The organism is Bradyrhizobium sp. HKCCYLRH1034 (assembly GCF_051168375.1).
In the GTDB taxonomy this organism is placed as follows: Bacteria; Pseudomonadota; Alphaproteobacteria; order Rhizobiales; family Xanthobacteraceae; genus Bradyrhizobium.
On sequence record NZ_JBNPUW010000005.1, the window covers coordinates 22,061 to 33,979 of the forward strand.

Sequence of the window (11,919 nt, forward strand, 5' to 3'; positions counted from 1 at the left end):
TCTCGCCCAGCGCAAGGTGCGCTCCCTCCCCCGCTTGCGGGGGAGGGTCGGGGTGGGGGCGCCCCAAGCGACACCGCCGCTGTGGACCCCCACCCCCTCCCCGCAAGGGGGAGGGGAACAGACCGCGCGCGCGGCGACAGCCCCAGCGACAACGACACCAGGAGCCGACGACTGACGCGCACCGAAACGCCGATGCCAAAACGACAAACGGTCAAGCTCATCTGGCACGGGGGTTGCTTCGCGTTCCCGGACCCGGGGCGTGCCATGAGTTTTCGTCCGTTCACCAGCGAATCCTATTCCGAGGGCGAGCGTCCGGAGGCGTGGCGCGACGTGCTGAATGCGGTCGGGCTGCAGCCCGCGGCGAAGACGCCATTCTATGATGGCCATGCCACCGCCTCGCATCGCCATGCGCCGGGCATCGCGCTCTCGCGGCTGTCGGCCGGCGCGCAGGTGGTCACTGCGGTTCCGCAGCCCCACGAAGACCTGCCGATCGTGCTGCTGGCGATCGAGGACGGCGCCGTGCTCCGGAGCGGCGACAGTCACCGCATCGTGCCCGCGGGGCATCTGATGCTGCTGCCGCGCACGGGAGACTGGGGGATCGCCTTCCAGCGCGACCTGCGCGCGATCGTGCTGTCGGTGACGGCGGACGCCCTGCATGGCCGCATCAGCGGCAAGCTGAAATTGGCCAGGCCCCAGGTGATCGCGCCGAGCGGTCTTGCCGACGTGGTCTGCCGCACCATCGAGGCCACCGCGCGGGCGCTCGAAACCCTCAGCGATGCCGAATGGAGCACGGTCGCACAGAGCCTGGTCGATCTGCTGCTGACGCTCGCCCATCAACAAGCGGTGCCGGCAACGGAGGCCGGCAGCAGCGCGACGCAGGCCGCGATCCTTCACCGGATCTGCCAGACCATCGAGCGGCGGCTCGACGATGCCGAGCTGACGCCGGCGCGGGTGGCCCAGGCCGAAGGCATCTCAGAGCGCTATCTGCAGAAATTGTTCGAAGGCGCTGGTGATAATTTCAGTCACTACGTGAGGGAACGGCGGCTGCAGCGGGCCTGGACCGACCTGTCCAATCCGGCCGAAGCCAACCATTCGATCTCGGAGATCGCCTATCGCTACGGCTTCGCCGATTCGGCACATTTCAGCCGCAGCTTCCGCGCCCGCTTCGGCCTGTCGCCGCGCGAGTTCCGGCAGCAGAAGGCCGAGCAGGCGATCACGTCGGCGACTCCGCGCGGCCAGCGCGGCTGGCCGCAGGACGCGCTGGCGCAGCAGCGCGTCTGCGAGAGGCCGGCGTCAACCAGGAGCGACATCGCCCTACCCGCGCCGGCCAACGACCAGGATGCGCGGCGGCATCACCATCATCTCGCGGTGTCGGCCGAACGGGTGCATTGGGGCTATTTCAGCCGCTCGCTGCCGCCGCAGATCGAAATCGCATCCGGCGACACGATCACGGTGGAGACGCTGACCCAGCATGCCTCCGATGATCCCGAGCTGATGATCGCAGGCGATGCCGCTGCGCTCAGCGTGTTCGGCTGGACCAAGGCCAAGAAGAACGTCGACCGCCGCGGCGCCGGTCCGATGGACGCCAGCGTGTTCGGCCGCGGCGCCGGCGAAGGCTTTGGCGTCCACATCTGCACCGGCCCGGTCGCGATCAAGGACGCGCAGCCCGGCGACGTGCTCGAAGTTCGCATCCTCGACATCGTGCCGCGGCCAAGCAAGAGCAGGACGCATGAAGGCCGTGTGTTCGGCTCCAGCGTCGCGGCGTGGTGGGGCTATCACTACAACGAACTGATTGCAGCACCGGCGCCGCGCGAGGCGGTGACGATCTACGAGATCTTTGCCGGCGATCCCGAGCCGCATGCGCGCGCGCTCTATTCCTACCGCTGGGAGCCGCAGACCGATCCGGCCGGAGTCGTCCACGCGACCTACGACTATCCCGGTGTGCCGGTGGCGCCCGGCAGCATCAAGCGCCGCCACGGCGTGCTCGACAACATCCGCATTCCGCTGCGGCCGCATTTCGGCGTGATCGCGGTGGCGCCGCGCGAGGTCGACTTCGTCGATTCGATTCCGCCGTCCTATTTCGGCGGCAATCTTGACAATTGGCGGCTGGGCAAGGGCGCGACCGTGTATCTCCCCGTCGCGGTTCCCGGCGCGCTGCTGTCGGTCGGCGACCCCCACGCCACGCAAGGCGACGGCGAGCTCGGCGGCACGGCGATTGAATGCTCGATGACTGGCACGTTTCAGGTCATCCTGCACAAGAAGGCGCAGCTCGCGGGGCAGCCGTTCGCCGATCTCTCTTACCCGCTGATCGAGACCGCGACCGACTGGGTGCTGACCGGCTTCAGCCACCCGAACTATCTCGCCGAGTTCGGCGCGCAAGGCCAAAGCGAGGTCTACGCGACCTCCTCGCTCGACCTCGCGATGAAGGATGCCTTCCGCAAGATGCGCCGCTTCCTGATGCACATCAAAGGCCTCAGCGAGGACGAGGCGGTCGCGCTGATGTCGGCGGCGGTGGACTTCGGCGTCACGCAGGTCGTCGACGGCAATTGGGGCGTGCACGCGATCCTGAGCAAGCGGCTGTTCGAGGATGCGGGCTGACTCTCGATCCAATCGCTGCGTCCCGGAATTCCGTCATTGCGAGCGAAGCGACTTGTCCGCCGAAGCTCGAAGAGCGAAGGCGGAAGCAATCCAGGGCGTCACGCTCGGCCCTGGATTGCTTCGTCGCTTCGCTCCTCGCAATGACGACGGTTGTTGTGTTTCGAGCGAGCCCCGAACAAAGGACCATCCCTATGCAGTTCCACATGATCTCCGGTGCGACCAGGCCGGTGGCGCCGTTCAGCCACGCGGTCGAAACCGACGGCTTCGTGTTCGTCACCGGCCAGATGCCGGACTCGCCGGAGGCGCCGGGCGTGCTGCCGGAGGGGATCGTGAATCAGACGAAGGCGGTGATGCAGAACTTGAAGTACATCCTCCAAGGTCTCAACCTTGGCCTCGAACATATTGTGATGTCTCGGATTTACCTGACCGAGTTCAAGCGGGATTACGCGGCGATGAATGAAACCTATCGTTCATTCTTCCCGCCGGACCGGCTGCCGGCCCGCACCTGCGTCGGCGTCACCGGCTTGGCCTATGACGCGCTGATCGAGATCGATCTGGTCTGCCGAAGACCATAGTACCCATTGGTAAACATCTCCTCAACGCGAGGCCCCGTCATTCGATCCGGGCTGGGGAGCGTCCCGCTGTTGCCGATTGTGTGCCGAGGCCCGGCGGTGTCAATTCGCCGGACCATCAGGCGGGATCGGGGAGTGCCATGCCGTACCAGTTTTCCAATCGTCAGCAGATCCGCAAGCCGGCGGTGACCAGCAAGGGCGGCATTGTCGCGGCGCAGTCACGGCGCGCCGCCGAGGTCGGGGCCGAGGTGCTGGCCGCAGGCGGCGACTGCGTCGATGCCGTGGTGGCGACCGGCTTTGCGCTCGGCGTGCTCGAGCCATGGATGAGCGGCCTCGGCGGCGGCGGCGCCATGCTGCTGTACCGCGCCAGGGACAACCACGTCGAGGTGATCGACTACGGCATGCGCGCGCCCGACAGCCTTGATGCCGCGGACTATCCGCTGGCCAATGACGGCAGCGTCGCGGCAGACATCTTTCCCTGGCCCCGCGTCAAGGACGACCGCAATCTGCACGGCCCCGGCGCGATCGCAGTGCCCGGCGTCGTCGCGGGCATGGAGGCGGCGCATCGCCGCTACGCGCGGCTGCCGTGGCAGGATCTCGTCACGCCGAGCGTGAAGCTCGCCGCCGAGGGCTTGCTGGTGGACTGGTGGACCACCGTGATGATCTCGAGCTGCGCCGCCGACCTGCGCCGCTATCCCGGCAGCGCCGCGGCCTATCTGAAGGATGGCTTGCCGCCGAATCCGCAATGGGGCGCCAAGGCGGTGACGCGGCTGCCGCAGGAGCAGCTGAAGGCGACGCTGGCACATCTTGCCAGCGCCGGCGCGCGCGACTTCTACCGCGGCGACATCGCCCGCTCGCTGACCCGCGACATCCAGGCCGCCGGCGGCGCGCTCTCGGTGGATGACCTCGCCGCGTTCGAGGCGCATGTCCGCGATCCCCTGCGCATCCCCTATCGCGGCGGCACGGTGTTCGCGACGCCGGAGCTGACGGCCGGCCCGACGCTGGCTCACGCGCTGCGGCTGATGCAGGCGCGCGTGACGGCATCGGGCAAGGCTCCGGATGCAAGCACGTTCATCGCCTATGCCGAGGCGGTGCAGTCGGCGTACCGCGAACGGCTGAACGACATGGGCGATGCGCCTGGCAAGCGCGCGCTTGGCGCCGAATATCTCGCGCCGGCCTGCACCACGCACTATTCGGTGGTGGACCGCGACGGCAACATGGCGGCGGTGACGCAGACGCTGCTGTCGGGCTTCGGCTCGAAATTCCAGGCGCCGCAGAGCGGCATCATGATGAACAACGGCATCATGTGGTTCGACCCGACGCCCGGCACCACGAACTCGCTGGCTCCGGGCAAGCGCTGCCTCACCAACTACACGCCGGTGGTGGCGCAGGCCGCCGATGGCCGTCGCCTCGCCCTCGGCGCCTCCGGCGGCCGCCGCATCCTGCCCGCCGTGGCACAGATGCTGTCCTTCGTGATGGACTTTGGCATGGATCTCGATACGGCGATCCACCAGCCGCGCATCGACGCCAGCGAAGGTGACGTGGTCGGCGCCGACACCCGGCTGCCGGCGGAGGTGATGGACGTGCTGACAGCGAAGTTCGAGACCGTGCCGGCGCCGGTGCAAACCATGCCGATGAAGTTCGCCTGCCCCAGCATCGTGCTGCGCCAGGGCGACGTGAACAGCGGCGCGACGGAAATCTTCCACGCCTGGGGCGATGCGGTGGCGGAGCGGTGAGGAGGTCCGGGGGCCCGACGCGTCGCCCGCTCCTACCACGGCAAGTTCGTCGACCCTTTCCTCAATTCTCGAAATTCACGGCGGTGGTGTTCGCGCCGCAGATCAAGATCGCGACGCGTTCGGCCGGTGCAGGACGATAAACGCCGGACAGCAACGCGGCAAAGGCCGCGGCTCCGCCGGGCTCGGTGACGATGCGCAACGCCGTCCAGAGCGCTTGCTGCGCGGCGCGGATGGCGTCGTCGCTGACGACCGCGACATCCGGCGCGGCAAAGCGTTGGACGATGGGAAACACCCGCGCGCCGATCCGGCGCGGTGCGAGGCTGTCAGCGGCGATGCCACCGGCCGGCGCATCGACCGGATGCCCTGCCGCCAGCGCGTCGCGCAACGTCGGCGCACCCTCGGGTTCCACCGCCACAACCTTGACGCGCCCCTCATACCAAGCGGCGATGCCGGCAATCAGTCCGCCGCCGCCGACAGCAACCAGCAGCGTGTCGATCTCGGGCGCGTCGCGCTCGATCTCCAAGCCGACCGTCCCCTGCCCCAGCATGGTCTCGGGCTGGTCGAAGGCGTGGATCGGCATCGCACCCGTGGCCGCAACATGCCGTTCGCTCGAAGCAAGCGCATCGGCGTAGCGATCGCCGCCGACATGAATATCCGCGCCGCAACGCCGGATGAGATCGATCTTCGACGGCGAGGCGATGCTCGGCACGAAGATCGCCGCCTTGCGGCCGAGACGCTGGGCTGCCAGCGCCACCGCGACGCCGTGATTGCCGCCCGACGCCGCGGCCACGCCCGCTTCGGGCACCTCGCGCATCAGGAGATTGGCGAATGCGCCGCGCGCCTTGAACGAGCCGCCATGCTGCATGAATTCGAGCTTGAGCCGCAACGGGCGAGCCGAGAGACCGACGTCGCCGCCCGCGATCGTGATCAGCGGTGTGTGCCGGACATGGGGCCTGATGAGTTCGTGGGTCGTGGCGATCCGCTCCCGCGTAAACGCCGTGGACGTTTCCGACATGCCGCACCTCTCCTGCGCATCTTGACATAGCTTAGCTAATTGGCAAAGTTACAAAATGGCTCCCGACCTCGTGTTTCGCGCCCTGGCCAACGACAAGCGGCTGCAGATCCTGGAATGGCTGCGTGATCCCGCGCGGCATTTCCCGCCGCAGCGCGACGGTGACTTGGTCAAGGATGGCGTCTGCGGGCTCTTCATCGCCGACAAGCTCAGCGTGTCGGCACCGACGCTTAGCGAGCACATGCGCGTGCTGACGGCCGCAGGGCTCGTGAAGGCCAAGCGCGCCAAGGGCTGGACCTTCTACAAGCGCGACGAACAAGGCCTCAAGGCAGCGCGACGCCTGCTCACCGCCGCACTCTAGACCTGGCGAGAGGCGTGACAAACGCTCTCATTGGGCGGACGCTCGGCAGCCGCGCTAGCACTGTCATACGGTCGGCGGTGACGGCACGGCGATTTGCGGAAAGCTTGCCCGCAAGAAGGCCCGCATACGGGAGCGGAGCGCGGCCACGTTCAAGCCAACGAGCGCAAGCCCGATCAAGCCGCCGACGAGCAACGTCGGCAAGGACCAGGTCTGGCCCCCCACTGCGGCGAGCGCCGGACCGAACAAGCCGGCTGCGACCACCACGACAGCAATGCAGCTCGCCGGCGCCAGACAGATGTCCCACCCGATGACGGAACGCTCGGTTGCGTCGACATGCAGCCTGCCGACGACGAGGGGAATCTGAATCAGAATCAATCCGCGCGGCCGCAGCCAGATCACACGATGCCTCTCGTCCCAGTAGACGGTGCAGGTGCTGAGCTTGACTCTCCTGCCCGCCGCCAGTTCGGATTGAAGAACAAATCGATCCCGCTCCCGCCCGATCCGCAGGAAGGCTCCGAGATAGGGCCGGTAGAGGGCCATGATTGCGATCAGGTCGAAAATCACAGTGCCAAACAGCAAAGGCGCCAGCCAGGACGGCAGATCGACCGGGGTGGGAGCCGCAGACGGAGGATCGTGAGGCTGAAGAGATGGACGTCCGACCTGGTTCGGCACGGGTCCGGCAAAGCCGCGGATCTCCAGGCGCAGGATCACGCTGTCAGACGGGTCGTAGCAAATCCGGACGTAAGCACCGGGCGTGAGCGGGCCGCCGCGGGCCGCCGTCGCGTGGAAGCCCTCAATGAGATCCATGTCCGAATATTGGAACGGCACGCCCGACACCGTGAACGACTCGCTCGAACGCCGCGCGAGCGGCCCCGGCGTGAACTGCTCGACGGGCCCCTCGACCATCCGGCATTCGCCGCTCGCGGCCAGCCTGTGATGACGGTGATAGGGGACGAAGGTCAACGCAAAGGCCCCAACGGTCCAAATCGTCGCGAACACGACCGGGCCATAGCGCACGACATTCGACTTCGGGAGATACGGAATTCCTAGAGCTTGCAGCCCGCGGGGAAGCGCCGCGAGAAGTCCGGTCAGAACGATGAAGAGCAGGCCGGTCGCGGGAATCCACGAGGCCATGAAACCCGCGTCGAGGACATCGAAGACCTTGACGAACTGATCAGGCGTCATCGCTTCAGGCTCACTCTCGACCAGCAGTCTCTGCAATTGCGAACGGCGGCACCGACATCCTATCCGACCAGTGCCGTCATCAACGCGCTGTCCGCATCCGCCAGATCGTCGATCACGTCGAAATGGTGCCGGTCCGGCGCCTCGACATAAGCCGTGGATGCGCCAAGCCCCGTCCAGATATTGGCGAGCAGCTGAGCCTGGCGGCGGAATTCGTTGCGCTCGGCGCCGCCGACCCAGGCAGTGACCTTGACGTGATCGATCGGCACCAGCAGCGCGGGGCTCTCCTTCGCAGCCGTGGCGTCGTCGATGTGCAGCGTCTCGTTCATCGCGGTCCGCTGCAGCGGGCGCAGATCGTGCAGGCCGGAGATCGAGACCACGCTGGTGATGCGCCCCTGTCGCTCGGGCGGCAGTGGCGCGCCGCGGCAGATCATGCGGCTGACGAGATGGCCGCCGGCGGAGTGGCCAGTCAAAGCCACGGGACCTGCGACCTCGTCCATCGCGCGCGCGATGGCCTGCGCCACATCCGTCGAAATATCGGCGATGCCGACCTCGGGACACAGCCGGTACGACGGCATCGCCACGGCATGGCCGCGCGCGATAGGCCCCCGCGCAAGATGCGACCAGAAGCTCTTGTCCAGCCGCATCCAATAGCCGCCATGCACGAACACGACGAGGCCCTTCGGCGCCCCCTCCGGCAGGAACAGATCGAGGCGCTGCCGGTCATGCGCGCCATAGGCGATGTCGAGCTTGGCACGGCCCTGCCCCACCATGTCGGCGCGATAGCTCTCCGCCGGCGCCACCCACAGCCCGGGCCAGCGCTCGCCGCCGGCGATGTTCGGGCCGTTGGCGTAAGCGTTGTCCCAGTCCTTGACGGCATAGAGCATGAGGATCTCCTGATCGGATTGATGTGCGCGCGGGCTCACAGCCCGGTGCGCAGCTTCCAGAGTTCGGGGAACAAAACGATCTCCAGCATCTTGCGCAGATAGTTGACGCCGCTGGTGCCCCCGGTGCCGGTCTTGAAGCCGATGATGCGCTCCACCGTGGTGACGTGGTTGAAGCGCCAGCGGCGGAAATAATCCTCGAAATCGACCAGCTTCTCGGCGAGCTCATACAGCTCCCAATGCCGCTGCGGATCGCGGTAGACGCTGGTCCAGGCCGCCGCGACCTCCGCGCTCTCAGCGCGCGTCCCGCGCCAGTCGGTGCGCTGGCCGTCGGCGCCAGTGAAGAAGCCGCGCCGCGCCAACAGCCGCAGCGCTTCGTCGTACAGGCTGGGCTTCGCCAGGATCGCTTCCAGCTCGGCGGTCAGCTCCGGATGATGGGCATGCGGGCGCAGCATCGCGAGATTGCGATTGCCGAGCAGGAATTCGATCGAACGATACTGGAACGATTGGAAGCCGGAGGACTCGCCGAGCTTGTCGCGGAACAACGTGTACTCGCTCGGCGTCATCGTGCGCAGCACGTCCCAGGCGCCGTTGAGCTGCTCGAAGATGCGTGACACCCGCGTCAGCATCTTGAACGCCGGCTGCACGTCGTCTTTGGCGATCGCGGCCATCGCCGCCTTGATCTCGTGGATCGCGAGCTTCATCCACAATTCGGAGGTCTGGTGCTGGATGATGAACAGCAGCTCGTCATGCGCGGTCGAGAGCGGCGCCTGCGCATCGAGCAGGCGATCCAGCATCAGATAGTCGCCATAGGACATCCGACCCTTGAAGTTCATCCGCGCACCTTCGGTGGCGGGATCGTAGGGCGCGCTGCTCACGTCACGAGCTCCTTCTGGCGATAGTCGGGCCTGTCCCACAGCCTGTTGTCGAGGACCTCCGCGAGGATGCCCACGGCGCCGCGCACCTCGGCCTCGCCGATATAGAGCGGCGTGAAGCCGAAGCGCAGCGCGTCCGGCGCGCGGAAGTCGCCGATCACGCCGCGCGCGATCAGCGCGCGCATGATCGCATAGCCGTCCGGGTGACGGAACGACACCTGGCTGCCGCGCTGCGTCGCATCACGCGGTGACGCCAAGGTCAGCGACGGACAGCGCTTCTCGACCTCGGCGATGAACAATTCCGACAGCGCGATCGAAGCCGCGCGCACGTCCTGCATCGACACGCCTTCCCAGGCGTCGAGCGCCGCGTCGAGCGCGGCGAGCGCAATGATCGGCGGCGTGCCGATGCGCATGCGCTCGATGCCGCCGCCGGGGCGGTAGTCGAGATCGAAGGCGAACGGCGCCTCGTGCCCCATCCAGCCGGACAACGCCGGCGGCGCGATGTCTGCGTAACGCGGCGCGACATAGATGAAGGCCGGCGCGCCGGGCCCGCCATTGAGATATTTGTAGGTGCAGCCGACCGCGAAGTCGGCCTCGGCGCGGGCGAGGTCGACCGGCACGGCGCCGGCGGAATGCGCGAGGTCCCACACCGCGAGCGCGCCGGCCGCGTGCGCCTTCTTCGTCAGCGCGGCCATGTCGTGCATGCGGCCGGTGCGGTAATCCACCTCGGTCAGCATCAGCACTGCGACGCTGTCGTCGATCGCCGCCTCCACCTGCTCGGGCTCGACCACCTTCAAGGTGGCGCGGTCGCCGAGCATGCGGACCAGGCCCTGCGCCATATAGAGATCGGACGGGAAGTTGCCGCTGTCGGACAGGATCACGCGGCGGCCCGGATTGAGCGACAGCGCCGCGGCGAGCGCCTGATACACCTTGATCGAGAGCGTATCGCCCATCACGACCGTGCCGGGCGCGGCCCCGATCAGCCGGGCGATGCGATCGCCGACCCGGCGCGGCTGCACCATCCATCCGGCGGTGTTCCAGCCGCGGATCAGCTCCTGTCCCCACTCCGCTTCGATCATGCGGCCAACGCGGGCGGGCACGGCCGACGGCAGCGCGCCGAGCGAATTGCCATCGAGATAGATGACCCCTTCAGGTATCGTGAAGAGCGATCGGGTCCTGGAAAAATCGGTCATGCGGCTCCTGCTTCGTTCACGGCCTGAATGCATGATTCGCGCCGGGTCGGGCCAGATCAAGCCGGTCCCATCGCGACCGGCACCGCGCGGGCCGCATGGCTCGCGAAGACGTGACGATGGCGACACAATCCAGCCGGTCGATCGCCGCCGGCCGGTGACATTGACGCGCCACGGCAGGCTTGTCACGGGCGGCGCGTGGCGCATGATAGATCGATCTGAACTGCCGATGGAGCCCAAAATGCGCATTCTGGTGCCGCTCGTCCTGCTGATGGCGCTGCTGATGCACCCTGCCGAGGCTGCCGACGCCAGCGCGGCGCAGAGCGTCATTCGCGCCCAGGAACAGGCTTTGGCGCGCGACGACGGAGCGACCGCCTATGCCCAAGCCGCGCCGGAGATCCAGGCGCTGTTTCCGAGCGTCGAGATCTTCATGAGCATGGTCAAAAGCGGCTATCCGCCGGTCTATCGCCATCGCAGCTTCGAATTCGGCGCCGCGCAGGTCGAGGACGGCAGCATCGCGCAGCGCGTGCACATCGTCGATGCCGAAGGCGAGGCGTGGGAGGCTCTGTACACGTTGCGGACCCAGCCCGACGGCAGCCTCAGGATCACCGGCTGTTCGCTGTTGAAGACGGGCCAGTCGGTCTAGCGCTGAGCGGCTACGTCACGCCGAAGCGCTTCTTGAACTGCTCGACATTGATGAGGCCGCGGCCGTGGCGGCCGTCGCCGATCTTCACGTCGCCATGATAGGCCTCGACCGAGAAGCGGATGACGCGGCGCTCGACCTCGATCACCTCGGCGACCGTGCGGATGGTCGCGCCGACCGGCGAGGCCGCGAGATGGCGGACGTTGACCTCGGTGCCGACCGTAACCCAGCCCGGCGGCAGCGCCGGGTTGATGGCGTCGCCCGACGTCATCTCCATCTCCAGGATCATCATCGGCGTCGCATAGACCATCGGCATGTGCGGCACGAAATGCCCGACGGTGCGCTCCGGCGGCACCACCAGCAGACGCTCGGCGCGCATGCCCGGCTTGATGATCTCACGTGCGTCCATGGCTGCTCCGAACTGTGCTGTCGTCCCGGACAAGCGCGCGGCACGCGCGCGCCGATCCGGGATCCATACGCCGTGGCGGTCGTGATGGGCGAAGGGCCAATGACCAGCGTGCCTCGAGCCGCTCCCTTGGGGGTATGGGTCCCGGCGTTCGCCGGGACGACCGCGGTGATCGTCGAGACAGATGTCATAGCCTCGCTTTCGCCAGGACGACGGCCAACTACTTCTTCTGCTCGGCCAGGCGCTCGACGAAGGTCTTGCCGCCCTTCATCTTGTGCGTCAGCGGCGCCTCGTTGATCTGGATCACCACCGCTTCCGGATCGACGCCGAGATGCGTCACCAGCGCCTTGGTGATATCGCGCATCATGTTGGCCTTCTGCTCGTCGGTGCGGCCGGCGGCCATGCTCACGGTGATCTCGGGCATTCGTTGCTCCCTGTTGTTGTCTCTGCTGCGTCATCG

The 11,919-nt window shown here is 67.2% G+C and carries 11 protein-coding genes and 1 pseudogene; 5 read left to right on the forward strand and 7 right to left on the reverse strand.

Features of this window, described 5'->3' with window-relative positions:
* Positions 1–264 precede the first annotated feature (264 nt).
* The 3 genes from ACQR0W_RS13020 (at position 265) to ACQR0W_RS13030 (ending at position 4,906) form a co-directional block, all read left to right on the forward strand.
* Complete coding sequence (locus ACQR0W_RS13020; protein WP_315713578.1) at positions 265–2,598, forward strand: acetamidase/formamidase family protein; 2,334 nt, start codon at positions 265–267, stop codon at positions 2,596–2,598.
* A gap of 191 nt (positions 2,599–2,789) precedes the next feature.
* Entirely contained in the window at positions 2,790–3,173 is a 384-nt protein-coding gene (locus tag ACQR0W_RS13025) for a RidA family protein (protein ID WP_316165848.1), read from the forward strand.
* Positions 3,174–3,310: 137 nt separating this feature from the next.
* A complete protein-coding gene (locus ACQR0W_RS13030; protein WP_316187104.1) occupies positions 3,311–4,906 on the forward strand; it encodes a gamma-glutamyltransferase in 1,596 nt (531 codons plus the stop codon).
* Between the two features lie 61 nt (positions 4,907–4,967).
* Here ACQR0W_RS13030 and ACQR0W_RS13035 read toward each other — a convergent pair whose 3' ends face one another.
* Complete coding sequence (locus ACQR0W_RS13035; RefSeq protein WP_315754415.1) at positions 4,968–5,921, reverse strand: threonine/serine dehydratase; 954 nt, start codon at positions 5,919–5,921, stop codon at positions 4,968–4,970.
* Between the two features lie 55 nt (positions 5,922–5,976).
* Here ACQR0W_RS13035 and ACQR0W_RS13040 point away from each other — a divergent pair, with 55 nt between their 5' ends.
* On the forward strand, positions 5,977–6,279 hold the full coding sequence (locus ACQR0W_RS13040) for an ArsR/SmtB family transcription factor (protein ID WP_316187103.1): 303 nt from the start codon (positions 5,977–5,979) through the stop codon (positions 6,277–6,279).
* Positions 6,280–6,342: 63 nt separating this feature from the next.
* On the opposite strand, the gene ACQR0W_RS13045 is transcribed toward ACQR0W_RS13040, so the two are convergent.
* The 4 genes from ACQR0W_RS13045 to kynU are packed head-to-tail and all read right to left on the reverse strand — an operon-like array spanning position 6,343 to position 10,413.
* Entirely contained in the window at positions 6,343–7,464 is a 1,122-nt protein-coding gene (locus tag ACQR0W_RS13045) for a hypothetical protein (RefSeq protein WP_316187102.1), read from the reverse strand.
* A 59-nt stretch (positions 7,465–7,523) separates the two neighbouring features.
* The gene (locus ACQR0W_RS13050; protein WP_315754421.1) at positions 7,524–8,348 is read right to left on the reverse strand and encodes an alpha/beta hydrolase; all 825 of its coding nucleotides are present in this window, start codon (positions 8,346–8,348) and stop codon (positions 7,524–7,526) included.
* A gap of 35 nt (positions 8,349–8,383) precedes the next feature.
* Positions 8,384–9,223 carry a tryptophan 2,3-dioxygenase gene (gene kynA, locus ACQR0W_RS13055; RefSeq protein WP_315754423.1) on the reverse strand — a complete coding sequence of 280 codons (840 nt, stop codon included), beginning with the start codon at positions 9,221–9,223 and terminating at the stop codon, positions 8,384–8,386.
* Positions 9,220–10,413 carry a kynureninase gene (kynU, locus tag ACQR0W_RS13060; RefSeq protein ID WP_316187101.1) on the reverse strand — a complete coding sequence of 398 codons (1,194 nt, stop codon included), beginning with the start codon at positions 10,411–10,413 and terminating at the stop codon, positions 9,220–9,222. Before kynU ends, kynA begins: the two co-directional genes overlap by 4 nt.
* A 238-nt stretch (positions 10,414–10,651) precedes the next feature.
* Here kynU and ACQR0W_RS13065 point away from each other — a divergent pair, with 238 nt between their 5' ends.
* Complete coding sequence (locus ACQR0W_RS13065) at positions 10,652–11,056, forward strand: DUF4864 domain-containing protein (RefSeq protein WP_315713584.1); 405 nt, start codon at positions 10,652–10,654, stop codon at positions 11,054–11,056.
* Positions 11,057–11,066: 10 nt separating this feature from the next.
* Here the strand turns inward: ACQR0W_RS13065 and ACQR0W_RS13070 are convergent, their stop codons facing one another.
* Together ACQR0W_RS13070 and ACQR0W_RS13075 are read right to left on the reverse strand one after the other, a co-directional pair.
* The gene (locus ACQR0W_RS13070) at positions 11,067–11,462 is read right to left on the reverse strand and encodes a thioesterase family protein (protein WP_315713585.1); all 396 of its coding nucleotides are present in this window, start codon (positions 11,460–11,462) and stop codon (positions 11,067–11,069) included.
* A 217-nt stretch (positions 11,463–11,679) separates the two neighbouring features.
* A pseudogene (locus ACQR0W_RS13075) lies at positions 11,680–11,886 on the reverse strand (tautomerase family protein); the annotation flags it as partial.
* Between the last annotated feature and the right edge of the window lie 33 nt (positions 11,887–11,919).